The sequence below is a fragment of the Paraburkholderia sp. SECH4 genome (assembly GCF_030511745.1).
GTDB lineage: Bacteria > Pseudomonadota > Gammaproteobacteria > Burkholderiales > Burkholderiaceae > Paraburkholderia > Paraburkholderia madseniana.
Window position 1 is genome coordinate 45973 of record NZ_JALOCP010000011.1, and the last position, 26476, is coordinate 72448.

Annotated in this window: 24 protein-coding genes; 15 read left to right on the plus strand and 9 right to left on the minus strand. The window is 62.3% G+C overall.

What is annotated here, in order from left to right; all coding sequences use genetic code 11:
• Positions 1 to 105: 105 nt before the first annotated feature.
• The 3 genes from M0D67_RS16960 to M0D67_RS16970 all read left to right on the plus strand — a co-directional run bounded on the left by M0D67_RS16960 (position 106) and on the right by M0D67_RS16970 (position 3410).
• On the plus strand, positions 106 to 1701 hold the full coding sequence (locus M0D67_RS16960) for an MFS transporter (RefSeq protein WP_266239231.1): 1596 nt from the start codon (positions 106 to 108) through the stop codon (positions 1699 to 1701).
• A gap of 239 nt (positions 1702 to 1940) precedes the next feature.
• On the plus strand, positions 1941 to 2420 hold the full coding sequence (locus tag M0D67_RS16965; RefSeq protein WP_171927885.1) for a nuclear transport factor 2 family protein: 480 nt from the start codon (positions 1941 to 1943) through the stop codon (positions 2418 to 2420).
• 108 nt (positions 2421 to 2528) lie between these two features.
• On the plus strand, positions 2529 to 3410 hold the full coding sequence (locus M0D67_RS16970) for a 2OG-Fe(II) oxygenase (RefSeq protein WP_154561853.1): 882 nt from the start codon (positions 2529 to 2531) through the stop codon (positions 3408 to 3410).
• A gap of 8 nt (positions 3411 to 3418) precedes the next feature.
• Here M0D67_RS16970 and M0D67_RS16975 read toward each other — a convergent pair whose 3' ends face one another.
• The gene (locus M0D67_RS16975; RefSeq protein WP_266239232.1) at positions 3419 to 4063 is read right to left on the minus strand and encodes a cation diffusion facilitator family transporter; all 645 of its coding nucleotides are present in this window, start codon (positions 4061 to 4063) and stop codon (positions 3419 to 3421) included.
• Positions 4064 to 4449: 386 nt separating this feature from the next.
• Between M0D67_RS16975 and M0D67_RS16980 the strand changes: the two genes are divergently transcribed.
• Entirely contained in the window at positions 4450 to 5319 is an 870-nt protein-coding gene (locus tag M0D67_RS16980; RefSeq protein ID WP_266239233.1) for a 2OG-Fe(II) oxygenase, read from the plus strand.
• Here the strand turns inward: M0D67_RS16980 and M0D67_RS16985 are convergent.
• From M0D67_RS16985 to M0D67_RS16995, 3 genes are all read right to left on the minus strand, one after another.
• The gene (locus M0D67_RS16985) at positions 5316 to 5750 is read right to left on the minus strand and encodes a GNAT family N-acetyltransferase (RefSeq protein WP_266239234.1); all 435 of its coding nucleotides are present in this window, start codon (positions 5748 to 5750) and stop codon (positions 5316 to 5318) included. The genes M0D67_RS16980 and M0D67_RS16985 overlap by 4 nt on opposite strands.
• Before the next feature lie 114 nt (positions 5751 to 5864).
• Positions 5865 to 7301 carry an MFS transporter gene (locus M0D67_RS16990; RefSeq protein ID WP_266239235.1) on the minus strand — a complete coding sequence of 479 codons (1437 nt, stop codon included), beginning with the start codon at positions 7299 to 7301 and terminating at the stop codon, positions 5865 to 5867.
• 275 nt (positions 7302 to 7576) lie between these two features.
• On the minus strand, positions 7577 to 8458 hold the full coding sequence (locus M0D67_RS16995) for an oxaloacetate decarboxylase (protein WP_266239236.1): 882 nt from the start codon (positions 8456 to 8458) through the stop codon (positions 7577 to 7579).
• A 170-nt stretch (positions 8459 to 8628) separates the two neighbouring features.
• On the opposite strand from M0D67_RS16995, the gene prpR reads away from it, so the two are divergent.
• The 4 genes from prpR to M0D67_RS17015 all read left to right on the plus strand — a co-directional run bounded on the left by prpR (position 8629) and on the right by M0D67_RS17015 (position 14815).
• Positions 8629 to 10626, plus strand: coding sequence for a propionate catabolism operon regulatory protein PrpR (gene prpR / locus M0D67_RS17000; protein ID WP_266239237.1), 1998 nt, complete (start codon positions 8629 to 8631; stop codon positions 10624 to 10626).
• 148 nt (positions 10627 to 10774) lie between these two features.
• Positions 10775 to 11338: an alkyl hydroperoxide reductase subunit C gene (gene ahpC / locus M0D67_RS17005; protein ID WP_054035375.1), complete on the plus strand. Its 564-nt coding sequence runs from the start codon at positions 10775 to 10777 to the stop codon at positions 11336 to 11338.
• A 152-nt stretch (positions 11339 to 11490) separates the two neighbouring features.
• Positions 11491 to 13083, plus strand: a complete 1593-nt coding sequence (gene ahpF / locus M0D67_RS17010) for an alkyl hydroperoxide reductase subunit F (protein WP_266239238.1) — start codon at positions 11491 to 11493, stop codon at positions 13081 to 13083.
• A gap of 577 nt (positions 13084 to 13660) precedes the next feature.
• Entirely contained in the window at positions 13661 to 14815 is a 1155-nt protein-coding gene (locus tag M0D67_RS17015; RefSeq protein WP_266239239.1) for an alkane 1-monooxygenase, read from the plus strand.
• 87 nt (positions 14816 to 14902) lie between these two features.
• On the opposite strand, the gene M0D67_RS17020 is transcribed toward M0D67_RS17015, so the two are convergent.
• Together M0D67_RS17020 and M0D67_RS17025 are read right to left on the minus strand one after the other, a co-directional pair.
• Positions 14903 to 15316, minus strand: coding sequence for a DoxX family protein (locus M0D67_RS17020; RefSeq protein WP_266239240.1), 414 nt, complete (start codon positions 15314 to 15316; stop codon positions 14903 to 14905).
• Between the two features lie 96 nt (positions 15317 to 15412).
• A complete protein-coding gene (locus M0D67_RS17025; RefSeq protein WP_171927879.1) occupies positions 15413 to 16138 on the minus strand; it encodes a pirin family protein in 726 nt (241 codons plus the stop codon).
• 135 nt (positions 16139 to 16273) lie between these two features.
• On the opposite strand from M0D67_RS17025, the gene M0D67_RS17030 reads away from it, so the two are divergent.
• Positions 16274 to 17164, plus strand: a complete 891-nt coding sequence (locus tag M0D67_RS17030; protein ID WP_171927878.1) for a LysR family transcriptional regulator — start codon at positions 16274 to 16276, stop codon at positions 17162 to 17164.
• 413 nt (positions 17165 to 17577) lie between these two features.
• Here M0D67_RS17030 and M0D67_RS17035 read toward each other — a convergent pair whose 3' ends face one another.
• On the minus strand, positions 17578 to 18594 hold the full coding sequence (locus M0D67_RS17035; protein WP_154567030.1) for a 1-aminocyclopropane-1-carboxylate deaminase: 1017 nt from the start codon (positions 18592 to 18594) through the stop codon (positions 17578 to 17580).
• Between the two features lie 161 nt (positions 18595 to 18755).
• On the opposite strand from M0D67_RS17035, the gene M0D67_RS17040 reads away from it, so the two are divergent.
• The 4 genes from M0D67_RS17040 to M0D67_RS17055 all read left to right on the plus strand — a co-directional run bounded on the left by M0D67_RS17040 (position 18756) and on the right by M0D67_RS17055 (position 22112).
• Positions 18756 to 19286 carry an Lrp/AsnC family transcriptional regulator gene (locus M0D67_RS17040; protein WP_154567029.1) on the plus strand — a complete coding sequence of 177 codons (531 nt, stop codon included), beginning with the start codon at positions 18756 to 18758 and terminating at the stop codon, positions 19284 to 19286.
• A gap of 135 nt (positions 19287 to 19421) precedes the next feature.
• Positions 19422 to 19934, plus strand: coding sequence for a peptide-methionine (R)-S-oxide reductase MsrB (msrB, locus tag M0D67_RS17045; RefSeq protein WP_154567028.1), 513 nt, complete (start codon positions 19422 to 19424; stop codon positions 19932 to 19934).
• A 19-nt stretch (positions 19935 to 19953) separates the two neighbouring features.
• A complete protein-coding gene (msrA, locus tag M0D67_RS17050) occupies positions 19954 to 20697 on the plus strand; it encodes a peptide-methionine (S)-S-oxide reductase MsrA (RefSeq protein WP_266239241.1) in 744 nt (247 codons plus the stop codon).
• Positions 20698 to 21215: 518 nt separating this feature from the next.
• On the plus strand, positions 21216 to 22112 hold the full coding sequence (locus tag M0D67_RS17055; protein ID WP_168435996.1) for a MipA/OmpV family protein: 897 nt from the start codon (positions 21216 to 21218) through the stop codon (positions 22110 to 22112).
• A gap of 140 nt (positions 22113 to 22252) precedes the next feature.
• Here the strand turns inward: M0D67_RS17055 and M0D67_RS17060 are convergent, their stop codons facing one another.
• Positions 22253 to 23461 (minus strand): MFS transporter, encoded by a 1209-nt coding sequence (locus M0D67_RS17060; protein ID WP_266239242.1) that lies wholly within the window; start codon positions 23459 to 23461, stop codon positions 22253 to 22255.
• 127 nt (positions 23462 to 23588) lie between these two features.
• Between M0D67_RS17060 and M0D67_RS17065 the strand changes: the two genes are divergently transcribed.
• Positions 23589 to 24479 carry a LysR family transcriptional regulator gene (locus tag M0D67_RS17065; RefSeq protein WP_171927136.1) on the plus strand — a complete coding sequence of 297 codons (891 nt, stop codon included), beginning with the start codon at positions 23589 to 23591 and terminating at the stop codon, positions 24477 to 24479.
• Between the two features lie 141 nt (positions 24480 to 24620).
• Positions 24621 to 25439 (plus strand): helix-turn-helix transcriptional regulator, encoded by an 819-nt coding sequence (locus tag M0D67_RS17070; RefSeq protein WP_154567023.1) that lies wholly within the window; start codon positions 24621 to 24623, stop codon positions 25437 to 25439.
• Between the two features lie 88 nt (positions 25440 to 25527).
• Here the strand turns inward: M0D67_RS17070 and M0D67_RS17075 are convergent, their stop codons facing one another.
• Positions 25528 to 26469 (minus strand): LysR family transcriptional regulator, encoded by a 942-nt coding sequence (locus tag M0D67_RS17075; protein ID WP_154567022.1) that lies wholly within the window; start codon positions 26467 to 26469, stop codon positions 25528 to 25530.
• Between the last annotated feature and the right edge of the window lie 7 nt (positions 26470 to 26476).

Here is a 26476-nt window from a genome sequence, read left to right on the forward strand (position 1 = left end):
TTCGGTATTTCCGCCGGAGCTAATTATTTTGTGATTCTATGCCAATGACAGGCAATAGATGCGTCGCTACCATCGTATGACTTCGATTCGACGCCACCTGCCTGTATGTCATCCACGTCCCCCCGTCCCGCACAGCCGGTGCAGTCGTCAGACTCCAAAGACTCAAAACCCGTCAACCCCGCGTTCGTGCTGGCCACCGCGTCGGCGACCTGTGCGTTGATCGTGCTCGATACCAACGTCGTGGCCGTCTCGTTGCCGTCGATTGCACGCTCGTTTCACGCGAGTTTTGCCGATGTGGAATGGGTGGTCAGCGCGTATATGGTCGCTTTCGCGTCGTGTCTGCTGCCCGCGGGTGCTCTGGCCGACCGCGTCGGCCGTAAGCGGATGCTGCTGCTCGGGCTCTCGCTGTTCTTTCTGGCGTCGCTCGGTTGCGGGGCGGCGCCATCGGCGGCCATGCTGAACGTGGCGCGCGCGGTCAAGGGCGTCGGCGCCGCGATGCTGCTCACCGCGGCGCTCGCCGTGATCGCGAACACCTTCCACGAAGAACCCGCGCGCGTGCGGGCATGGGCCGTGTGGGGCACCTGCATGGGCCTTGCGACGACGGTGGCGCCGCTCGTCGGCGGCGTGATTACCCAATGGCTCGGCTGGCGCTGGATCTTCCTGCTCAATCTGCCCGTATGCGCCGTCCTCGCGTGGTGCGCGTTGCGCTCGATTCGCGAGTCGCGCAATCCCGAGCCCGGTCCGCTCGACGCCGCCGGCAGCATCCTGTTCGGCCTTGCGCTTGCGCTCGGTATCTGGGCGTTGATCGAGGTGCCGGCCGACGGGCTTGCGAGCTGGACAACCGGCGCCAGGCTCGTGGCATGCGTGCTGCTGTTTGGCGCATTCGTTCAGGTGCAACGCTCGCGGGCGCATGCGATGGTCGATCTTGCGCTGTTTCGCCAGCCACGCTTCGTCGCCGCCGTGCTCGCGATGTTCGGCTACGCTGCCTGCGCTCAGGTGATGATGACGTTTTTGCCGTTGTATCTGCAGAACGCATTCGGCCTGTCAGCGGTGAGGGCGGGCGTCGGCATGTTGCCGTTCGCGCTGGCGATGGTGCTCGGGCCGTACATCGGCGCGGCGCTCGCAAAGCGCTTGTCGGGCATGGCCCTGCTGTCGAGCGGGCTGTTGCTGATCGCGGCCGGCAATCTGCTGACGGCGCTGGTCGCCGGCGACGCACGCTATGCGCTGGTGGCGCTCGGCATGGTCGTAACCGGGCTGGGCGCGGGGATCATGAATGGCGATACGCAGAAGGCCATCATGGCGTGCGTGCCGCCGGATCGAACCGGCATGGCGTCCGGTATCAGCACGACAACGCGCTTCACGGCCATCGTCACGTCGGTGGGTGTGCTGGGCGCGGTACTCGCGGCCCGCACGCACGCTGTGTTCGTGGCGGGCACGCCCATGACGCCGGATATCAGCGCTGCGCTCGACGCGGGTTTCATGTCGCGCCTGCTGGCGGGAGATATGGCGCAGGCCACCGCGCATCTGCCGCCGGCTCTCAGGGCCACGGTGGTGTCGGCCGCGCATGCCAGCTTTGCCAGTGGCTTTGCCGCGGCGCTCTATCTGGCTGCTGCGGCGGCGGCGTCAATTGCAGCGGGAATCTGGCTGCTGGGTCGCAGAGGTGAAACTGCACGGGTCCGTGGGATTGCGGCCAACGGTTAGCGGAGCAATCGTGCCGTGCGCTTAATCGATTCTTCGCTGCAGAAATTGAGCATCGCTGCGCCGACGCGCTGACGTTCACCGGCTAACGCTCTGCCTTCGAAGCAGTCGGCTCGACCACGGCCGCCGCATTTTCCGATATCGTGTGCTGCTCGTGCGCGCTCAAACTCAAATCCTGGCGCGCGCTCCTTTCCGGGCCGTTTCCACGACCGGCTGACCGGGTAACGCATAACCACAAGAAAATGAGCCATCCCAACACCGAACTGATCGAGCGTTTTTACACCGCGTTCCAGCAACGCGACGCGGAAACGATGGCTGCCTGCTATGCCGACGATGTGGTCTTCAGCGATCCGGCCTTTGGCGAGCTGCGCGGCGAAGAGGCCCGCGACATGTGGCGCATGCTGGTGTCGCGCGCGCAGGATTTCTCGCTGACGTTCGACGGCGTCGAAGCGGACGAGCTCAACGGCCGCGCCCACTGGGTAGCCCGTTACACATTCAGTCAGACGGGCCGCACGGTGGTGAACAGCATCGACGCCCGCTTCGGGTTCCGCGAGGGCCGCATCGTCGAACACCGCGATACCTTCGACCTTGGGCGTTGGGCCCGTGAGGCTTTGGGGATCAAGGGCCTGCTGCTCGGCTGGACACCTTTCGTGCAGGGCGCGATCAGGGCGCAGGCGAGAAAAGGCCTCGACCTCTATCGACGCCGGCAGCGCCGCGCGTAACGGGTCAGCCGGGGGGCAGCCTGGGATCAGCCCGGCGCATTCCCCCAGTCTTGCTATGAACCGGTCAGTTGATGCAGTATTTCGTGATATCGACAAGCGGGGAGTTCTATGCCGGTAGTGGATGCGTCATGGGAAGCGTGGCTAAGCAGCAACGTAGCGCGCGGTTGCAGCATCGACTCGATGATCGATGCGATGGTGCAAGCCGGTTTCGCCACGGAAGCCGCGCGCGCGGAAGTGCGCAAAGCGTTCGGCATGAACCCGGCGGACGCGGGAGCGGCCTCGGCGGCCGTAGCGACCGAGGCCACCCTGGTCAAAACCGCGTCACAGACCTACCAATACGACGAGTCGCCCGTTGCGCGCGGCAATACGATCCGTGCGCACGATCGTGACGTCCGCGTGTTGATGCGCTGCGAGCGGCCCCAGGTGATCGTGTTCGGGGATGTGCTTTCGCCTGACGAATGCGACGAGATGATCGAGCGCTCGCGTCATCGATTGAAACGCTCCACCACGGTCAATCCCGCCACCGGTAAGGAAGACGTGATCCGCAACCGCACCAGCGAAGGCATCTGGTACCAGCGCGGGGAAGACGCGTTCATCGAAAAGATGGACCGCCGCATCTCGAGTCTGATGAACTGGCCGGTTGAAAACGGCGAGGGGCTGCAGATTCTGCATTACGGCACGACCGGCGAATATCGCCCGCACTTCGATTATTTCCCGCCCGATCAGCCCGGCAGCGCGGTGCATACCGCCCAAGGCGGCCAGCGCGTCTCGACTCTGGTGATCTATCTGAACGACGTGCCCGACGGCGGCGAGACGATCTTCCCGGAAGCGGGCATGTCAGTCGCGGCGGTCAAGGGTGGCGCGGTGTATTTCCGCTATATGAACGGCCAGCGTCAACTCGATCCATTGACCTTGCACGGCGGCGCGCCGGTGCTCGGCGGCGACAAATGGATCATGACGAAGTGGATGCGCGAGCGCGCCTACGGCTGAGGCGCGCGCTATTCGGCCGCGTGCGGTGCGGCGGTTTTTCCCGGAGCACCGGCTGACAGTTGCTTCAATGCGCTGCGCGCGCCGACGCAGCCCATGCGCATGATCATCAGGCCGATTGCCGAGCCTGCCACGTGGTCGAGCATCGGTATGCCCGCGATGCTGCCGGCCACCCCCAGGGTCGCGACCAGCGCCGACACCGCATCCATTCGCGCATGCCATGCACTTGCCAGCAGAATCGCCGAGCGGGTGCGCTGGCCTTCGGCGCGTAGGTAGCGGAACAACGCTTCCTTGGCGATCGTGACGAAGCCGCTGACGGCGAGCGCGCCGACTTGCATCTTCGTGTTGCCGCTCAACGTGACGGTTTGGCCGATGCTGTGCCAGAGCATTTCGGCTGCCGTGACAATCAGCAGGGCGGCGATGAAGAGGGATGCCAGGGCTTGCACGGTGTTGCCATCCCCTTCACGCGGCCTTGCGTTCAGGTGTTTCGAGCTGAGAACCAGCACGATGAGCACGACGCCGTCGGCGGCCAGATCGCTCAAGGTGTGGACACCGTCCGCGACCAGCCCGTCCGAATGCGCTGTCAGGCCGATGGCAATCTGCAGCGCCATGAGAAAGGCGTTGAGCAGTGCACTGGTGGAGGCGGCTTTAAGCAAAGCGGCCGCCTTGTGTGGTGCGGCTGTGGCTGTGGCTGTGGCAGTCGCTGTCGCGCACGGAAGGCTGTGGCATCGGGGCGGGACGGGTTAGGTTGTCGCAGGAAAGTACCCGTCGAACGTGGCGCGCAAATGACAGTGCCGCAACGGCTAGCGGCGATCAGGACCACCTCGTCCGCCCGGGCGTCGGTGAGTAGGATATTTCGTAGCTCGCGATGCGTTGAATCCGACGCTCAATGCGTTTCAGCTAGGGCCCGTTTCCGAATCGTCGCGTGAAATGTGGCGGGACGGCCACCTATCATCCTTCGCTTTAGTCAGCATCGCCCGATCGGCAGCACGCCCGGTCCGCGCGTGCTGAGCGAGCGAACTCTGGATGTGGGATGAGACGTATGCCTGTCGTAAATGATGCCGTGAAAACCTGGTTGAACAGTCATGTCGAGCGCGGCTTTAGCCCGGCGGCGTTGGTGGATGCCATGGTAGGCGTCGGCTTCGAGTCGGAACTCGCGCAAGCCACGGTGAACGCATCGTTCGATGCCGCCGAGGCGGCTCGCGCGGCCGTTGCTGCCGCGCCGTCCGGTATCGAGGCGGCTGCGGGCGAATACCGCTACGATCCGGCGCCGGTCGCGGCCGGCAATGTGATTCGCGCCTATGACCGCGACGTCAAGGTGCTGATGCGCTGCGAGCGCCCGCAGATCGTCGCGTTTGCCGACATGATGTCAGACGAGGAGTGCGATGAGATGATCGAACGGTCGCGTCCGTTGCTCAAGCGGTCCACCACCGTCAATCCGGAGAACGGCTCGAATGACGTGATTCCCAATCGCACCAGCGAAGGCGCCTGGTATCACCGAGGCGCGGACCCTTTCCTCGAGCGGCTCGAAATGCGCTTTGCCAGTCTGATGAACTGGCCGGTCGAGAATGGCGAAGGCTTGCAGGTGCTGAGGTATGGCGTTGGTGCTGAGTATCGGGCGCACTTCGATTATTTTCCGCCGTCACAGACGGGGAGCGCCGTGCATATGGAGCGCGGTGGTCAGCGGGTTGCCACACTGGTTGTGTATCTCAACGACGTGGCGGCTGGAGGGGAGACTTTTTTCCCCGATGCCGGCGTCTCTGTCGCCCCCAGGCGCGGTGGCGCTGTCTATTTCCGCTATATGAACGGGGAGCGGCAGCTCGATCCCTTGAGCTTGCATGGGGGAGCGCCTGTTCTGGAAGGCGAGAAATGGATTATGACCAAGTGGATTAGGGAAGGGGTCTTTGCTTAAGCCGTTTTGTAAACGTCCGGGTTGTGGACTTCCATATAACGCTCCGGCGTCGCCAGTCCCTTGAAGCCGTGCGGTTCGTAGACGTGGTGGGCGTCTGTCGTCACCAGCACGATTCTGCGCAAACCGGTCAGCGATGCGCTGCCGAATATATGCTTCATCAACGCCGACGCGTATCCCTTGCCACGGTACGCCGGCAACACGAATACATCGCACAGGTACGCGAATGTCGCCTGGTCCGTGATCAGGCGGGCAAACGCGATCTGCCTGCCTTCGATATACGCGCCGAAACATAGCGACCCCGCTATCGCCCGGTCGAACGTCTCGCGCGGCATGCCCTTCGCCCACGCCGTTTCCTGCGACAGAAACGCGTAGACCATCTCTATGTCGAGGTCGGCCTTGTTGCTCGAAATCGTCGAATCGTTTGCTTGCACTGCGCGTCTCCGCTTGTTCTGATCAAGCAATCAAAGGATGCGGCGCCGCTTGGGCGCTGCGCCGCTGCTTCAACTCCGCTTCAAACCTTTCCATCCTTCCAGTCCGCTGCGAGCTCAACCCTTCGCCGGATCTTCAGTGCCGCGCGAGCCGCCGCCAATGCTCTGTCCGGCGTCGCGCGCGAGACCCAGGTAGCCGGTCACGGACACCAGTGTTAGCACGCCGGCAAACAGAAACGCGAGGCGGAAATCGTCCAGGGTGAATACGCGGCCGGTCGTCTCGCCGTTGAAGAACGCTGCTGCGCGCAGCGAGACGGCGCCGAAGGCAATGCCCAGTCCGATCGTCATCTGGGCGGCGGCGCTCCATAGCGTGCTTGCCGCGCTCATCTGCGGCTGTGCGACGTCGGCGTAGGCGAGGGTGGCAAGCGTCGAGAATTGCATCGACCGCGCCACGCCGTAGATGAACACGACGAACAGCACCAGCACGAGCGGCACGTTCGGCGTCAACAGCCCGCAGGCAATGATGAAAATGCCGGCCACCGCCACGTCGATAATCGACACCATCCGGAAACCGTAGCGTTGCAGGATGCGCGTGGTCAGCGCCTTCATGCCGAGATTGCCGAGCGCGCTCGCGAGCAACAACAGGCCCGACTTGAACGCCGACAACCCGAAACCGACCTGGAACAGCAGCGGCATCAGATACGGCACCGCGCCAATGCCGATCCGGGTGAACGAGCCGGTTACCACGGTCACGGAGAAGGTCGGGATTTTCAGCGTGGAGACGTCGATCAGCGGATGCGGGTGACGCTTCGCATGCTGGAACGCCACCACGCCCATCAGCAATCCGCCGACAATGAACGCGCCAGCCACCCAGGCATTTTCGCCGGGCTGGCTCGCCAGTTCAGCGCCATACAGAATCGCCGTGAGCGTCGTGGCGCTCAGCAGAAGGCCGACGACGTCGAGCGGCTTGCGTTCGGTGCCGCGCAGGTTCGGGACCAGCGCGAGCGCGACGGCCATCGCTGCGAGACCGAACGGCACGTTCAGCAGAAAGATCCAGCGCCATGACGCATAGGTGGTGATGAAGCCACCCACTGGCGGTCCGACCACCGGTGCGGCAATGGCCGGCCAGGTGATGGTCGAGATCGCCTGCATCATCCGGCTCTTTTCCGTGCTGCGGACCACGATCAAACGGCCCACCGGCACCATCATGGCGCCACCCATGCCTTGCAGCAGCCGCGCGACGGTAAATTCGGTCACGTTCTGCGACAAGCCGCACAACACCGAAGCCACCGTGAATACGCCGATCGCGCTGAAGAATACCGTGCGCGAGCCGCAGCGGTCGGCGACCCAGCCGCTCACCGGGATGAAAATCGCCAGCGCCAGCATGTAGGCCGTCATGCCAAGGCTCAGGCTGTTCGGCCCAACGCCGAACGAGTGCGCCATCTGCGGCAAGGCAGTGGCGATCACCGTGGTGTCGAGATACTCCATGAAGAAGGTGGCCGCGACGATATACGGCAGCCAGCCGACATGTGAATTGCGTGCGCCGCCGGTCATGGCGCCGTCCTCGACACCTTGCCGTTGCGTGTGGATTCGATGACGCCTTTGGCGTCTTTAGCGTGCCGGCATGTCCCGCGCGATTGTGTTGACTTCATGTTCTTGCGACAACCTTTCGAAAGCGTGTTTCCGGCATCCCTCGATGGATGGGCAACGAGGTTGCGGCCTGTTTGGCGTCAGCCAGCCCAGCATCGTAACGCAACAATCCGCTGCAGACAGCGGCGGTCCACGCCAACGCGGCGAAGACCTCGCCGGAAACACGGCTTTCTTGCCGCTCAGTCCTTCGCCGCGTATTGGCGATCGAGCTTGTCGTACAGCGGTTTGTTCACAAGGCGCTGGCGTTCACTGAACGGCGCGACGAGAGATGCGTCTTCATCGAGACGGCCATTGCTCTTCAACGTGCCGAGCGCGCGTTGCATGCCGAGCACCGCGCCTTGCAGCGCCGCGTTTGCGTACAGGACGATGCCGTAGCCGAGCTTGGCGAGCGCTTCACGCGATTGAACCGGCGTCTTGCCGCCGATCACGATGTTGATCAATTGCGGCGTGTCGAAAAGCCCCGGCAACCGCTCAATGTCGGCGAGCGATTCAGTCGCTTCGATAAACAGAATGTCCGCGCCGGCCTCGATGAAACGATGGCCGCGCTCGATCGCGTCTTCGATGCCGTGGACAGCGGCCGAATCGGTGCGCGCCATGATCTGCAGGTTGCCGTCTTCGCGAGCGTCGACAGCGGCGCGGATCTTGCCGACCATCTCGCTCGTGCTGACGACTTCCTTGCCGGAGAAGTGGCCGCATTTCTTCGGCATGATCTGGTCTTCGAACTGGATCACGTCGGCGCCGCTGCGCTCGAGCACCCGCACGGTCTGGCGCACGTTCAGTGCGTTGCCGAAGCCGGTGTCGGCGTCGACGATCAGCGGCAGCGCGACCGCATCACGAATCCGCGCGCAATGTTCGGCGACTTCGGCCAGACCGATGAAGCCGAGGTCGGGCAGGCCGAGCGACATGTTAGTGACGCCCGCGCCCGTGATGTAGATCGCTTCGAAACCCGCGTCTTCAATCACGCGCGCGCTCATCGCGTTGAAGGCGCCCGGCACGAGCAGGCCCTGGCGTTGGTTGACTTTGGCGCGGAACGCGGCGCGGCGATTAGCGGAAGTGCTCATGACGGTGTGTCTCCAGATGGGAAGTGAGTGATAGAACGCTGAGCTGAATTTGCAGGAAGCATGCCATTTGCCGCGTTTCACGATTTGTGCCGGACAATCAAAAGCTTAGGCGGAAAGGGGCCGTGCCGCAGTTCATGGCAGAATAGCCGATATGTTCCATGAAACGTTTCATGGAACGTTCCAGCTACGAGCGGAGCGTCGCAGTGTCCACTTTCACATCGTCCCTTGCCAATTCCAATCCCGGCCGCCCAGGCGTCGCCCTGGTCAGTATCAGCCGGTTGCAATCGCTTTGCGAGACGGTCGCGCCGCGTTACACAGGGCGGGCCAGGTTCTTTTCGGTCCGGGAAGGCTACGGTGCCGCCGTCACCGCCCTGCAAGCCTATGTAGACGCGGGCTCGGTCGATGTCGTGCTGGCAGCCGGATCGAACGGCGCCTACCTGCGCGACAACCTGAGCGTGCCGGTGGTGATGGTCAAGGTGAACGGCTTCGACGTGCTGAGCGCAATCACCCGCGCCACGACGACCTGGCCCGGCGCAAAGATTGGCCTTGTCCTGCACGAAACCATCTCGCACGAACTCGCGGACCTGAGCGCGTGGTTGAACGTCGGCCTGAAACAGCGCGCCTACCGTTCGATCGATGAAGTGCGGCTCGCGGTCACGGGGCTCGCAGCAGAGGGCTGCAGCGTCATCATCGGCCCCGGCATGGCCTGCGATTTTGCCCAGCAAGCTGGCTTGGAGAGCGTCTTCCTGTACTCGCTGGGCGCGGTCGAAGAAGCGTTCGAGCGCTCGGTCGAGCTGGCGCGTGTGAGCCGCCAGAAGGAGTCGAAGCGGGTACGCCTGAACACGATCGTCGCCCATCTGCGCGACGGCGTGGCCGCCTTCGACGACGCCGGTCAGCTCGAAGCAGTCAATCCGGCGATGCTCGATCTGCTCGGCCTCGACCGCGACCAGGACGTCCCGGCGCAATTGACGCGCGCTGTCGGCCCGTTACTGCGCGAGACGCTCGAGCATGACCTGCCGGTCGAGGAGCGTATCGAACAGATCGGCGGCCGCGCGTTGATCGTCAACTGTGTGCCGATCCTCGAGCAGGGCTTGCGTTCGGGCTCAGTGGTCACGGTGCAGGACGCCTTGGTCGCGCAGCGGATCGACCGCTCGCTACGCACCAGCCAGCGGCCCAAGCATCTGGTCGCGCGGCACCATCTGGACGATCTCATCGGCAGTTCGGCGGCGCTCGAGCGGGTGCGGCGGTTGGCGCGGGCTGGCGCGGCTCACGATGCCACCGTGCTGCTGAGCGGCGAAAGCGGCACCGGCAAGGAACTGGTCGCGCAGGGCATCCACAATGCCAGCCGGCGGCGCGGCAATCCGTTTGTCGCCTTCAATTGCGCGGCGCTCCCTGAAGGGCTGATCGAGAGCGAACTGTTCGGTCACGAGGAAGGCGCGTTCACCGGCGCGCGCCGGGGAGGCAAGCCGGGGCTCTTCGAAATCGCCCACACCGGGACGATCTTCCTCGACGAAATCGGCGAGATGCCGGCGGCGCTGCAAAGCAGGTTGCTGCGGGTGTTGCAGGAGCGCGAGGTCATGAAGCTCGGCTCCGGGCGCGCAACCCCCGTCGACGTGCGGGTGATTGCCGCCACCCATCGCGATCTGCACGCGCTGGTCGAGCAGGGTGCGTTTCGCGCGGACCTGTATTTTCGGCTGAATCTGCTTCAGATAGAATTGCCGCCGCTGCGCGAAAGACGCGGCGATGTCGCGCAACTGGCGCGGCATTTGTTGAACCGCAGTGCGCTCCAATATGGGCTGTCGGGAGCCGCGCTCGAGCGGGTGCTGGCGTTCCTCGCGCCTTTGTTCGAGCACTATGCGTGGCCCGGCAATGTGCGGGAACTGGAAAATCTGCTGGCGCGCGCCGCGATTTATCTGAGCGACTCGGCCGGTGAGGGCTGGCAGGACCTGCAGGCAGTGTTTCCGGAGTTCGGGCGGATGCGGCAGACAGCCGCGGACGTGCATGGCGGCATGGCCCCCGCCCACGCCAACGGCGACGCCTCGGGCCGTCGTTCACCCACCCGCGAGGATGTCATACGCGCTCTTGAACAGGCTGACGGCAATCGCGCTGCAGCAAGCCGGGCGTTGGGCATCGGCCGCACGACCCTCTGGCGGCTCATGAGAGACTGATCCCAGAATTGGTGCGACGCAATAGTCGCCGGTAGCCAGTCAAATAGTAATAAACTATCGAAATAATTTAAACACACCGCTTTACCTATTAAGTGACGTCTGACATACTGACTCCACTTTCCAACCACTCCGAAAGAGGACTCAGTAAATGCCGATCATCAACAGTCAAGTTAAACCGTTCAAGGCACAGGCTTATCACAATGGCGACTTCCAGACCGTCACTGAAGAGAGCCTGAAGGGCAAGTGGTCGGTTTTCGTTTTCTACCCGGCTGACTTCACGTTTGTTTGCCCGACCGAACTGGGCGACCTGGCAGACCGTTACGCCGAATTCAAGAAGCTCGGCGTCGAAATCTACAGCGTTTCGACCGATACGCACTTCACGCACAAGGCATGGCACGACACGTCGGACACGATCCAGAAGATCAAGTACCCGATGATCGCTGACCCGACCCTGGCAATCTCGCGCAACTTCGACGTGCTGATCGAAGAAGAAGGCCTGGCACTGCGTGGCACGTTCGTGATCAACCCGGAAGGCGAGATCAAGCTGGCCGAAATTCACGACAACGGCATTGGCCGTGACGCCGGCGAACTGCTGCGCAAGGTGCAAGCTGCGCAATACATCGCGGCTCACCCGGGTGAAGTTTGCCCCGCCAAGTGGACGCCGGGCGCAGAAACGCTGACCCCGTCGCTCGACCTGATCGGCAAGATCTAAAGTCTAAAAGCCTTTCGCAGTAAGCGCCTCACGGCGCATTGCCGTGCGGACCGCTTGATACAGCGGTTCGCACGTCCCCGGACTGTGCGCCTCCTACCCGGATGCGTGCGGCGCCCGGGACCCAACACCCCTCGTCACGGAATCGAATAGCCATGCTGGACGCCAATCTTAAGACTCAGTTGAAATCCTACCTCGAAAAGGTTAGCAGGCCTATCGAGATCGTCGCCTCGCTCGACGACAGCGCGAAATCGCAAGAGCTGCTGGCATTGCTGAACGATATCGCGACGTTGTCGGAACGCGTCACCGTGGTCGAACGTCGCGGCGACAGCGAACGCAAGCCGTCGTTTTCGATCGGCGAGCCGGGAAAGGAAACCGGTATTCGTTTCGCCGGCATTCCGATGGGGCATGAATTCACGTCGCTCGTCCTTGCGCTTTTGCAGGTCGGCGGCCATCCGGTCAAACTCGACGACGCGGTGATCGAACAGATCCGCAGTCTCGACGGCGACTATCAATTCGAAACGTATTTTTCGCTGTCATGCCAGAACTGCCCGGAAGTTGTTCAGGCACTGAACGTGATGGCGCTGATCAACCCGCGCATCCGCCACGTCGCGATCGACGGCGCGTTGTTCCAGAACGAAGTCGAAGCGCGCCAGATCATGGCGGTACCGACCATGTTCATGAACGGCGAAGTGTTCGGCCAGGGCCGCAGCGGTGTGAAGGAAATCCTCGCGAAGCTCGACACCAATGCCGGTGCGCGTGCGGCGAAGGAACTGGAAAAGAAGCCGGTGTTCGATACGCTGATCGTCGGCGGTGGCCCGGCGGGTGCAGCTGCGGCGATTTACTCGGCGCGCAAGGGTATTGCGACGGGTGTCGTGGCGGAACGCTTCGGCGGCCAGGTGCTCGATACGCTGGCGATCGAGAACTTCGTCTCCGTAACGGAAACCGAAGGACCGAAGTTCGCCACGGCGCTCGAACAGCACGTAAAGAGCTACGAAGTCGACATCATGGACGTGCAGCGCGCTGAAGCGCTGATCCCGGGCCGCATCAACGAAGTGCGTCTGGCGAACGGGGCGGTGCTGAAGGCGAAGACGATCATTCTGGCGACGGGTGCCCGTTGGCGCGAAATCAACGTGCCGGGCGAGCGCGAGTACCGTAACCACGGCGTGGCGTACTGCCCGCATTGCGATGGTCCGCTGTTCAAGGGCAAGCGCGTTGCGGTGATCGGCGGCGGTAATTCGGGCGTCGAAGCGGCGATCGATCTCGCGGGTATCGTCCGTGAAGTGACGTTGTTCGAATTCGGCGCGCAATTGCGTGCCGACGAAGTGCTGCAACGCAAGCTGCGCAGCCTTGCCAACGTGACGATCGTCACGCAGGCACAGACCACGGAAATCACCGGCGACGGCAAGAAGGTCAACGGTCTGGTCTACAAGGACCTGCGTTCAGGCGAAACGAAGAACATCGAACTCGAAGGCGTTTTCGTGCAGGTCGGTCTTGTGCCGAATACCGAATGGCTGAAGGGCACGGTCGAGTTGTCGAAGCACGGCGAGATCGTTGTTGATGCACGCGGTGCGACTTCGGTGCCGGGCGTATTTGCCGCCGGCGACGTGACCACGGTGCCGTTCAAGCAGATCGTGATTGCTGTGGGCGAGGGTGCGAAGGCATCGCTCTCCGCGTTCGATCATTTGATCCGCAGCAGCGATGTGGACGAAGTGGTGAGCGAAGCTGAAACCGAAGCGACAGTTTGACGGTGTTGTGTGAGTAGTGGACGGCGGCCTGCGGGCCGCCGTTTTTGTTTGTGCTAGGTTGCGGGCAACTTATGAGGGGCGCAAGATTCGCCCCTAGCCGCGATGGCGAGGCACAAAAACCAACGGCTGCCTTTCGGCAGCCGTCGCATGCGGGACTCTCTATTCACCTTGCGGCGAAATTTCCACTCCAGGTGGAACCCGGTGACCCGGGCGGCGCTACGTTTTTCACACCCGCTCGTACGTAGTTTTGAGCGTTGATTATATGAATTTGACCAACCGCGGTCAAGCGGCCGACGCGCGACTTACTGCAGCAGGTGGAACCCCTGGCGGGGCTGCAACTCGCAGGCGGCGTTTGCCGCACCCCAAACACCCGTTTCATTCACCCGCTCGACGCCCACCCCGAATGCCCCATCAACGGCCCCTTCGTTTGGAGCCTCCCATCTAGGCCAATTCCTTGGCTATCCCACCCGGCAGGCCATATAAATCTGGGAGTCGGGCACGGTCCCGCCGACATGCGTACTGGCTCGCAAGCGCACAGCTTGCCGATACCAGGCGACATAAAACAAGGAGGGAGACAATGGCAACATCGCAAGCGGCCCCCGCTCGGTGGGTCGACAGCAAGCGCTATCTGTGGCTGCTGGGTGCACTCACCATCACCTTGCCGCTGCATGCGGCCAATCTGGCGTTGCAGACTGGCTGGCATATTTTCTGGTGGTTCGGGCCGATTTTCGTGTTCGGCATTATCCCGGTGCTCGACTATCTGATCGGTGACGATCCGAGCAATCCGCCCGAGGAGGTCGTCCCCACGCTCGAACGGGAGCGTTATTACCGCCGCGTGGTCTATCTGGCCACCTTCATCGAATACGTGTCGTTCTTCGGCGCGCTATGGATCGTCGGCACGCACGCTCTGACGTGGCACGACTATCTGGGTTTTGCTCTCTCGCTTGGCGCAGCGACTGGCGTATCGATCAATACCGCGCACGAGCTAGGTCACAAGACGGATGGTTTCGAACGATGGCTCGCCAAGATCACGCTGGCGCCGGTCGCCTACGGCCATTTCTTCGTCGAACACAATCGTGGACACCACGTGCGTGTCGCTACGCCGCCCGATCCGGCGAGCGCGCGCTATGGCGAATCATTCTGGCGGTTTCTGCCGCGCACGGTATTCGGCAGCATCGCGTCGGCGTGGCGCCTCGAGAAGCATCGGCTCGAACGCCTCGGCAAATCGCCCTGGACATGGCGCAATGAAGTCCTGCACTCGTGGGCGATGACCGTCGTGCTGTGGGGCGCGATGATCGCGCTGTTCGGTAAAACGGTGATTCCGTTTTTGCTGATTCAGGCAGCGTACGGAGCCTCGCTGCTCGAAGTGGTCAACTATCTGGAGCACTACGGGCTCGGCCGCAAGCAACTCGCAAGTGGCCGTTACGAGCGCTGCCAGCCGCAGCACTCATGGAACAGCAATCGTATCGTGACGAATCTGTTTCTGTATCAGCTGCAGCGTCACGCCGATCATCATGCGAATCCGACGCGCTCTTACCAGGCACTGCGTCATTTCGACGGCGCGCCGCAATTGCCCTCCGGTTACGCGACGATGATCATGCTCGCGTACGTGCCGCCACTATGGTTCCGCGTGATGAACCCGCGAGTGGTCGCGCATTATCAAGGCAACATGGCGCAGTCGAATATCCGGCCGGCCATTCGTGAGCGGGTGTTGGCGCAGTTTGCCGGCTAACGTGGATTGCTTCTTGCAAAGAGGAAGCCGCCCGGGCAATGCCGGGCGGCTTTTTTACCGAGCCTATCGAAGGCCGGCAGCGCAGCCTTAACGTCGGTCGATTGAATACTTACCGGCCCCGGTCACGCATAACAACAGCAGTGCACCCATGATGCTGATGTTCTTGTAGAAGTGGATCATGTTGTCGTACTGCATCGCGCCCGTCATATTCCAATAGTGATGGCCGATGATTGCCGCGCCCAGCGTATAGATCGCAAGCAGCAACGCAAGCGGCCGCGTATAGAAGCCCACCACCAGCGCGATGCCCACCACTAACTCCATCACGACGGCGATGACCGCCGACAACTCAGGCGCAGGCGCGCCGGTCGACGTCATATAAGCGACGGTGCCGGAAAAGCCGGTCAGCTTCGACCAGCCGAACATCACGAACAGCACCATCAACAGGATGCGGGCGACGAGAATGAATGTATCTTTCTGGTTTTCAAATAGCGTATAGCGCATGATTTTTCTCTGTAGGTAAGGAAGGGTGCGGTTCGCCGCAAACTTCGCGGCGAGCCACGCTTAAGCCGGCCAGATCTATCGACAGGATTGAGCCGCTTAAGCCCACAACTCCGATACTTCAATGTTACGCAGATCGAACACCAACACCTCCGCGTCGTGACCTTGCGTGAAGGTCAGGGCTTCTTCGCCGCGGATCCGCGCGCCGTCGCCTTCGCCGAGCTCGACGCCATTCACCGTGACGCTGCCGCGCGCCACGTGAATATAAGCATAGCGATTACTGGCCAGTTCGAGGCGCGCAGTTTCGTCACCGTCGAAGAGACCGGCATAGATCCGCGCGTCCTGTTGCAGCACCAGCGAGTCGTTCGCACCGTCCGGCGACATTACGAGGCGCAGCACACCGCGCTTCTCGTCCGCGCCAAAGCGCCGTTGCTGATAGCGCGGCGTGGTGCCTTTCTGCGCCGGCGCAATCCAGATTTGCATGAAGTGCACCGGGTCGCTCTTCGAATGGTTGTATTCGCTATGCGCGACGCCGGTTCCCGCGCTCATCAACTGGATGTCGCCCGGCACGATCACCGAGCCGGTGCCCATCGTGTCCTTATGTTCCAGCGCGCCTTCCAGCACGTACGAAAAGATCTCCATGTCGCGGTGCGGGTGCTTGCCGAAACCTTGTGCCGGTGCGACACGGTCGTCGTTGATCACGAGCAGGTCGGAAAAGCCGTTCTGCTTCGGATCGTGATAGTTCGCGAAGGAAAACGTATGACGCGAGCTAAGCCAGCCGTGCTCCGCGCGGCCGCGTTGATTGGCGTGTCTGATTTCGATCATCGTATTTCTCCTTGGTTCTGTTGTGCGATCCGGCCAGATGTTTGGCCGCGATCCATGAAAGACAGTGTAGGTCAATCAGGATGGTTATAATATGTCGAAAACTGGAAACACTGTCTCCATGAGGTGGACAATACGATGCAACTCGATGATATGCGGATCTTTGTCGCCACGGTCGACGCCCATAACTTCACCTCCGCGGCAAAGCGGCTGGCGCTGTCCAAGCAGTTCGTCAGCCGGCGAGTCATGGCGCTGGAAGAGGCGCTTGGCGTGCAATTGCTGATCCGCAACACGCGCAAGCTGGCCGTGACCGAGCTCGGTCAGGAGTTCTATGAGCGTGCGCGGCGCATTCTCGGTGAGGTGGAAGACGCTGAGCAGGCGATGTCGTTGCGGCGCGCTGGGCCGCGCGGGCTCTTGCGGGTTAGTGCGCCGATGTCGTTTGGGATGATGCATCTGTCGCCATTGGTGGCGAGCTTTCTGCGCGAGCATAGCGACGTGCGCTTCGATATGGAGTTGAGCGATCGCACCGTCGACGTGGTGGGCGAGGGGTTCGATATGGCGATTCGGATTGGTACGTTGCCGGATTCCACGTTGATTGCGCAGAAGCTTGTGGATGTGAGGATGGTGGTGTGTTGTAGTCCGGGGTATGTGCGGCGGCGGGGGGCGCCGGTTGTGCCTGCTGACCTTGCTCGGCACTCATGTCTGTTGTATGGGCATGGTGGGGTTGTGAGTTGGGATTTTGTTGTTGATGGGGTCTCGAAGGGAGTTGAGGTGAATGGGCCGCTTCGGGCTAATAATGGGGAGTTGATTCGCGATGCAGCTGTGGCTGGGTTGGGGATTGTTCGGCTTCCTGATTTTATTGTTGCTGATGCGGTTGGGAGTGGGTTGCTGGTGACTGTTCTTGAGGAGTTTTTGCCTTCGGCGGCGACTGTTTATGCTGTTTATCCGCAGCATCGGCAGAGCTCTGTCACTATTCGGGTTTTTGTTGAGTTTTTGCGGGGGGAGTTGAGGAAGAGGTTAGTGGTTTGATTTTTTTTGCCTGCGCGGCGCTTGTTTGTCTGTGTGCCTAGGGCTTTGGCCTTTCCTTGTTTTGTTTGTGGTCTATTAGCGTTGCCCCTGTGCGGGGCGGCACCTACTTCTCTTTGCCGGCTGCAAAGAGAAGTAGGCAAGAGAAAGCAGCTCAAACCGCTCCTGCTAAGCGGGTCCCGTAGTTTGCAACGGGTAGTGGTGCATCTGGAATCCGTGTTCTCGCACATTCAGCGTGAGTGACAAAGGACTCATCAGCTCCCACTCCGCACTGCGTGCGTCGCGGACGGGTCTGCATGGGAAACCACGGGCTTCGGCTTCGCCGCTGATCAGCGACACTTCGCGGAGCAGCGGCGGACCTTGCCGCGGCAAACTAATCACCGTCCGCCACTCGCCGCTCCCAGACCTACCGCCGCTTACCCGTTCCGGAAAATGAAGCTGTAGCCGTTCAGCGCCGGCACGCCGCCCAAGTGCGCATACAACACCCGTGAGCCTTCCGGGAATTCGCCGTTTCGCACCATGTCGATCATGCCGTGCATCGATTTGCCCTCGTACACAGGGTCGGTCAGCACGCCCTCGAGTCGCGCGCACAAACGGATCGCCTCCAGCGTACCTTCGTTCGGCAAGCCGTATTCGGGGCCGGCGTAGCGCTCGTCCAGTACCACGTCCTCGCTCGTGATGTCGCGGTCCAGGCCGACTTTTTCTGCCGTCTGCTTCGCGATTCGGGTGATCTGCTCGCGCGTCTGTGCCGGTTTCGCGGATGCATCAATGCCAATCACGCGCTCGGCGCGGCCGTCGGCGGCGAAACCCACTACCATGCCGGCCTGGGTGCTGCCGGTGACGGAACACACCACGATGTAGTCGAATTTGAAGCCCAGTTCGGCTTCCTGCTGGCGGACTTCTTCAGCAAAGCCGACGAAGCCGAGGCCGCCCAGCGGATGGTCGGAACAGCCGGCCGGGATCGGGTAGGGCTTGCCGCCCGCGGCGCGTACGCTCTCCAGTGCATCCTCCCAGCTCTTGCGAAAACCAATGTCGAAACCGTCGGCAACCAGGCGGACGTCCGCGCCCAGAATGCGCGACATCTGGATGTTGCCGACGCGGTCGTATACGGCGTCCGAATAATTGACCCAGTTCTCCTGCACCAGCACGCACTTCATCCCCAGATGTGCCGCAACTGCAGCCACCTGGCGGGTCTGGTTCGACTGGATGCCGCCAATCGACACCAGCGTGTCACAACCCTGCGCCAACGCCTCCGGAATCAGATACTCCAGCTTGCGCGTCTTGTTGCCGCCGAAGGCAAAGCCGCTGTTGCAGTCCTCGCGCTTCGCATAGAGATGCACCTTGCCGCCCAGGTGGTCGCTCAAACGCTTCAGCGGCTGGATCGGCGTGGGCCCAAAAGTCAGCGGGTAGCGAGGGAATCGTTGCAGGTTCATGGCAGCTCCGAAATTGTAGGTTTGACGCGAGCAGCAAGCAGTCGCGTTACAACAAATGGTAGGGAAAAGCGCTAGAAATGAGCTTGCAAATAAATTCCATTCGACATACTTTTAAAACTATTCATTCAAAAATGACCTAATAAAAATCCGGACAGGAACCAATGAGCGCAACAAAAGTTCGTGGTGTATCGATGACTGCCGCCGCACCCTCATCCGCGGAAGCCGATCCGCTTCACACGCTCGACCGCATCGACCGGGCGATCCTGCGTCAACTGCAAACCGACGCGTCGATCTCGAACGTCGCGCTCGCGGCCAAAGTCAAACTGAGTGCACCGGCGTGTCTGCGGCGCGTCGAGCGGCTGAAGGAGTCGGGGCTGATTCGCGGTGTCGTCGCGTTGATCGACCCGAAGGCGGCCGGGGCGGGGATGCTGGTCATCATCGGCGTGGTGCTGGATCGGTCTACGCCGGAGTCGTTTGCCGAGTTCGAGAAGGCGGCCCAGAAGGTGGCAGGGTGCATGGAATGCCACGTCGTGACCGGCGAGTTCGACTATTTCATGACGATCCGCACGCGCGATAGCGACAGCTTCAATCGGCTGCATGCGGAACAGTTGCTCTACTTGCCCGGCGTCCGTCAAATCCGCTCGTTCATGGTGCTCAAGGAAATCCTGTCGACCACCAAATTTCCGCTGTAGCCGCTGCCGTCACGCAAAAAGACGCGCATGCTGTCATAAATCCCCTTGCTGGACGACTAAGTGTCGGGACCACTCGCGGGCGGCGCGCTTAGCGCCTGAACGGGTGAACGGTACGGACTTTCCGGGGCGATCATCATGGCTTGCAACAGACGGACATTCTTCAGGTTAATCGGCGCGGCGTCGCTCGCCGGCGGCACCGCGGCTTGGCGCACGGCAGGCGCAGCGGAGCTAGGCACAGCAGCGGCCTACGAGGTCGCGCACAGCGACGCCGAATGGCACAAGCTGCTCACGGACGCGCAATTCCGCGTGTTGCGCGAAGCGGGCACGGAGCGCCCATTCAGCAGCCCACTGAACGACGAGCACCGCGCCGGCACATTCGGGTGCGCCGGTTGCGCGCTGCCGCTGTTTTCGTCGAAGACGAAGTTCGATAGCGGCACCGGCTGGCCCAGTTTCTGGCAGCCGATGGATCACGCAGTCATCACGCATACCGACAAGTCGTTCGGCATGACGCGCGACGAAGTACTGTGCCGGCGCTGCGGCAGCCATCTGGGTCACGTATTCGACGACGGCCCCAAACCGACCGGCCTGCGCTATTGCATGAACGGCCTCGCGTTGACTTTCACGCCTGCCGCGCGCGGCACGAGTTGATCGAATCAGGACGGACATCATGAACATCGAGAAACGCATCATCGGCAAACCGGCCCGCTCGCGCGGGGCGGCCATCGCGCTTTCGGTCGGGCTCGGCGCGCTGGCGCTGCTGCTGGCGCAGCGCATGGCATTCTCGTCGGAAGCTGGGGTTGTCATTGCGCCGCCCGCTGTCGACGAACCGATCTCCGCCACAACCGCGCACGAAGAAACCGCCGTGTTCGCGGGCGGCTGCTTCTGGGGCGTGCAGGGCGTGTTCCAGCACGTGCGGGGCGTCACGAAGGCGGTGTCGGGTTATTCGGGCGGCCAGCGCGACACTGCACAGTATGAGACCGTCAGTGGCGGCGAAACCGGCCACGCGGAATCCGTGCAGGTCACGTTCGACCCCACCAAGGTCACCTATGGGCAGTTGTTACAGGTCTACTTTTCTGTGATTCAGGACCCGACCGAGTTGAACCGCCAGGGGCCGGACAGCGGCACGCAATACCGCTCGGCAGTGTTCCCGTTGAATGACATGCAGCGGCACGTCGCGCAAAGCTATATCGCTCAACTCGAGAAGGCGCATGCCTTCCCGGCGCCGATCGTCACGAAAACGGAGCCGTTCAAGGGCTTCTATCCTGCCGAGTCCTACCACCAGAACTACCTGACGCTGCATCCGAACTCCGCGTATATCGCCATCAACGACATGCCGAAGGTCGCCAACCTGAAGCGTCTGTTTCCGAATCTCTATCGCGACAAGCCCGTGCTGGTCGAAGCGGCACAGTAAGCCGGCGCTACAAATCGGCGCAGTCCAGCAGCGCAATAGAGCAAAATAACAAGGCAGCTGCAAAGAGGTGAACGCCGCACCGGCGCTAATCGCCCTGTTCCTGCGCCGCATCGCGCGGCGCCGGATTTTTTTTGCGACTGTATTCTGCCTCTCAACATCGCCACGGCACGCCTGGCAGCGACCGCCGGGCTGCCTTGCGATTCTCCTGTCCGACCTCATCGAGCCAACCCGATCCAACCGAAGCCGATCCAAGCCGGCTTTCCGGGGACCAGGCCCGCATTTTGCAAAGGAGCGTACGTCGGCAATTCTTTCGCACGTCTCTGTTCGTGCAGATGCCCAATTTACGCTGGGCGGCACCAGGTTCGGACAGCGCGTTTCGCCGGCAGTGCGTGTCGTTCGCTGAAAGAATTACGTGCCGCGCGTAGCATTGCAGCGGTCACCTGGAAGTTTGCAATCCATTGCGGACCTCGGGTGAGAACCTAAACCCCGTCGCGATACGCGAGGAACGGAGGCTTCCGGTGTCGAACAGCCGTAGAAAGCGGATCGGCAAGATTCGCAAAAAAGAAACAAGCATCGCGGCAACATCGCTGGTCGCCGTGACCCTCGGCGGTATCGGCGTTTTGCCGGCTTCGGCCTTGGCCCAAACTCCTTCGCCGCTGGGCGAATGGCAGTATTCGGTGGGCATTCCGCTGCAGAAGATGTGGCAGCCGGATATTCCCGAATGGCAGGTGCGTATCGGCGCGGCAACGTCGTTCCAGCCGCGTTATGAGGGTTCCGACCGGTATCACGTAATGGCCGGTCCGAGCATCGACGTGCGCTACAAGGATCTGTTCTACTTTTCGAGCGGCGAAGGCCTTGGGGTCAATTTCGCGCAAGGGCAGAACTGGCGCGCGAGTCTCGGGGTCGTCTACGATCTCGGGCGTCGCGGCCATGACGATCCGGAGGAGTTGAACGGTCTCGGCAACATCAATCAGGCGCCGGGCGTCAAACTCGCGGGGGAATATGTTGTGTCGAAAGATTTCCCGCTCGTGCTGCGCGCCGACGTCCGACGCTATTTCGGCGGCTCCAACGGCTGGATCGGCGATCTCGGCGCCTATTTGCCGATGCCGGGCAGCACCAAACAATTCTTCTGGTTTGCCGGGCCGAACGTGACACTCGCGGACTCCAAGTACATGAACAGCTGGTACGGTGTGAATCAGAATCAGGCGGCGCACTCGCAATACTCGCAGTATCACGCGAGTGCCGGTTTCAAGTCGGTGGGTTTCGGCATTAGCGCAGTGTGGCTGTTCGACAAGCACTGGTTTGCCACTGCCGACGGCGCATTTGAAGAACTGGTCGGCAGCGCGGGCAATAGTCCGATTACGCACAGCAGGGCCACCGGTGTGGCCGATATTTCCATTAACTATCGCTTCTGATGCAGCGTCTATTTGAGGGTATGGACGCAGGCGCGCGATTCTGGCGCGTCGCTCCAGGTGCTGAAGACCGTATCAAGGCCGCCGAATGGCATCGCGTGTGGACGTCATGAACACGCGCCTCCGATCGGTCACAAGATCGATCATGTGTCGCACCCACGCGAACTGTCGCGCAGATGCAGCCCCGCTGCCGCAGCGAAAAACCCCAACGCGGCGACGCATACACCGGGCCAGCCCCAACACGCAAGCGCCGGCCCGGCGCTGGTGGCGCCTACCGCGCTGCCGACGAAAAAGAGCCCCGTATAGAGCCCATTCACCCGGCCACGCGATTCGGGCGCGAGCAGATTGATTGCGCGCCGACCAAGCGCCTGATCGGCAATCACGCCACCGTCGATGAAGAATGCGGCCACAGCCAGCATGGTGATCGATGCGACGCGCGACACACCCGAAGTCAGCGCCAATGCCGCCAGCAGTGCGGCTGCGATGGCGACCGCGTGAGCGAGCATACTGGCGGGCTTCGACCAGCCCCTGTCGCCGGCACGGCCTGCCAATGGTGCGATGAACACGCTGCCGCCGCCGGCTAACGCGAAGAGCGCGACGGAGGTGCTGTTCAGCCCGAGTGGCGCGCGCGTCAGGACAATGGCAACGCTGCTCCAGAACGCATTGAAGCCGGCCATGAGCAGGCCCTGATACAACGCCCGGCGGCGCAGCACGGGCTCATGCGCCACCAGTCGCACCATTGACGCCAATAACGCGGCATAAGGCGGCGCGCCGACGGGACGGCTATCCGGCACCCGTGGCACCACGACGAGCGTGACAGCAGCGAGCAGCAGAGCATCGGCTGCGTAAAACGCGCGCCAGCCGAGTGCGCCGCCGATCACACTGGCAAGCGGCCGTGATAACAGAATGCCGAGCATCAAACCGCTCATCACATTGCCGACGACTTTGCCCCGCGAAGCCGGCGGCGCGAGCGACGCCGCGGCGGGCACCAGCATCTGCACGACACTCGACGTCACGCCGACGGCGAACGACGCCGCCAGAAACACCGGCGCGAGCGGCGCGATGGCGGCCAGCGCAAGACACGCGATCTGCGCGAACAACGTCGCCGCAATCAGAGGCCGATTGGGCAGGCGGTCGATCAGCGGTACAAGTCCGACGAGGCCGACCGCATAGCCGAACAGCGTCAATGCGGTGACGAGCGTGGTCCATGCGCCGAGATGCAGCGAGGCGTCGAGCGGGCCAATCAACGTTTGTGACGCAGGGGCAGCACGGCAACCGCGACCATCGCGGCGAAGCGCGCGGTCGGAACGCTCTGTGCCGGCGGCGTAGCCGCTTGGGCTGCCGTCGGGCATTGAATCGTGGATGAGTCCATCGCCGGGCTACCCGTAAAGTCAAAGTGAATCGATGCTACTCTCCCATCAGACAAACACAATTCGCACGGAATTGGATACATCCTCACGATAAACGGGAGAATCGCCGATGGATGCATTGCGCGATCTGGAAACCTTGGTGGCAGTGGTCGAGGAGGGCAGTCTGACGAACGCCGCGCGCCGGCTTGGCCGGTCGTTGCAGGCTGTCAGCCGCTCGCTTCAGGTGCTCGAGCGCGCGCACGGATCGACCCTGATCGTGCGAACCACCCGCACTTCGCAGCCGAGCGAGGCCGGCATGCGTTTTTACGAACGCGTCAAAGGCGCGCTGACCGAACTCGAACTGGCGCGCACCGAACTCGCGGAGGAATTGCACAGGCTCACCGGGCGTTTGCGCATCAATGCGCCCACACTGTTCGGACCAAAATTCGTCGCGCCGCTTGTCGCGGAATTTTTGCAGCGTCATCCGCAACTGGCGTTGTCGCTCGATCTGAGCGACGAGTATCGCGATCCGGCAGAGACCGGCGCGGACGTGACGATCCGCATAGGCGAAATGCCTGATTCACGGCTGGTGGCGCGGCGGATCGGCACGCTTCGGCGGGTGGTGTTCGCAGCGCCGGCTTATCTTGCCGAACACGGCAGACCGTCGCATCCGCGGGATCTGGTGAGACATGATTGTGTCGTTCGAACGGGCGTGCCGCATCCCGGGCGGTGGGTGTTTACGTCGCCGGACGGCAACGAAATTGCGGTGAACGTGGCGGGGCGCTTTGACAGCAATCAGGTTGCGGCGGTGAATGCGGGCGTGCTGGGTGGTATGGGGGTTGGGGTCGCTGCCTTCTGGCAGATTCAGGAATGGGTCGAGGCAGGCAAGGCTGAGGTTTTGCTCACGGATTTTCAGTTGACACCTTTGCCGTTGCATGCAATGTGGACGAGGACGCGGCGGCTGCCACAGAGGACCCGGCTGCTGGTCGATTTCCTTGCTGTCAAGTTGGGGACGTTGTAGCTATATCCCCCGCCGAAGGGTTTGCGAGGGCTCGGCAGCGTGAGCGGTTTTCGCCGTGCAGGCAGAGCAGCATCAGGTGCAATGCTTCATTGTGCTACGCTTGCCGGACCAAACTCCACGTAGCGTGACCTCGCCATCATCATGCGTTCCTGGCGCATATCCACACCGGCCCGCAGCGGGCACATCAACACCTCGCGTGTTACCGACCTCGTCATGTCGATCTCACATGACGACCCGGACGCGCTTGCTGCAAGCATTCTGAAAACGGTTGGCGACACGCTTCCCGTGTCGCAGTGCACGGTTTTCGCGTACGAGTTCGACGCGAGACCGCGCACCGTCTCCGCCGCCGACCATCGCGGCGGCCGCTTCCTTCGTGATGTCGCCGATCGCTACGCCACGCACTTTTATGCGCTCGACGGAAACCGCGCCATCGTCGGCGGCTCGCAAGCGAAGCAGGCGCGCGAGGCGTTAGTGCTGCATCAGCAGCAAAGCGAAGAAATCGAAAACGAAGCGTACCGCGCCGCCTGCTACGCGCAGCCCAACGTGTCCGACCGGCTGTCGCTGCTTTTGCAACCGATGGAAAGCGTCTGGCTGTCGATCAATCTGTATCGTGACAGCGCATACGGCGTGTTTCAGCCAGGCGAACTGGAGCATGTGGAAAGCATGGCGCATCTGTTCGCGCACGCTGTAAAAAGCCATTACGCGCTCAATGGGCAGCATCAGCAAGGCACGGCAGCCGCGATGCTGGCACGGGTCAGACGTGCCTGCCCGGCGCTGACGCCGCGTGAGATCGACGTGCTGCGCGGCACGCTCGAAGGCGCCAGCGCCGCCGAGATCGCGGAGCAAATGGGCGTCAAGGCCACCAGCGTGATTACGTATCAGAAGCGCGCTTACGCGCGGCTGGGGATCTCGAGCCAGCGCCAGTTGTTCGCGTTATGTCTGCTGCCTGAGCGGTCTTGAACCGGCGCGCCGAATTTGCAGCCGTAGATTAGCTGCGAGACGGTCGAAGAAGAGCCGCCGAAGCACTATTGAGCTCGCGTCGACAAAATCATCCGCGCTTTGCCCGCGCATCGACCTGCGTCTCGCGATCCCAGCGCTTCAGCCATGGCATGATGAATTCCGCGAATCCATCCGCGGGCGGTGACAGCGCACGTTCGGTCGAACGATACACGCACACTTCACGGATCGTTTCAGGATCGACGATCCGCTTCATCACCAGCCCGAAGGTTCGCGCGAGCGGCGCGACATAGGCGGGCGCGAGCGTCACAGCAAGCCCCTGCGAAGCCAGACCGAACGCTGTGGTTACGTTGTCCACCACGTCCACGGGAATGATGCGTGCCTCCGCCGGCAGATTAGCCAGCATCTGTTCGACTGCACGCTCGTGGTCGCGGCCGGTGGCAACAATCGGCACGCCGCGCAAGTGCTGCCACTGCACCCGGCGCCGTGTGTTCAACGGATGCGTCGGCGCGCACCACATCACCCAGGGGCTCGCGAAGGCCGGATCGCAACGCACCCGCGTGCCGCTCTGACGATCCGGGCCGATCGCGAGATCCACGTCGCCGCTTTCCACACGCTCCACCAACTGTTCGACCACGGTGTCGCATATGCGCACGACCACTTTCGGTTTGTCGCGCGCATATTCGGCGATGGCCGCCGGCAGCGCGGTCGCCGCGAGCACCAGCGGCGCGCCGACTCGCACGATCCCGGCCGCGCGATTGCGGATGTCGTCGGCGGACTGGGCGGCGGCGCGCACATGGCGCAAAACCGATTCGGCCGACGACAGGAAATCCTGCCCCGCGCTCGACAGATTGACGCGCCGCGTCGTACGGTCGAAGAGGCGAAAGCCCAGTTCCGTTTCCAGTTCGGCCAGCAACTGACTGACCGCCGACGAGGTCAGCCCGAGCCGTTCCGCCGCCGCGCCGATGCTGTGCAAATCGACGATGGCGAGAAACGCTTCGAACTGACGGATGGTGACGCGTGTGAGTGGCATCAGGCGA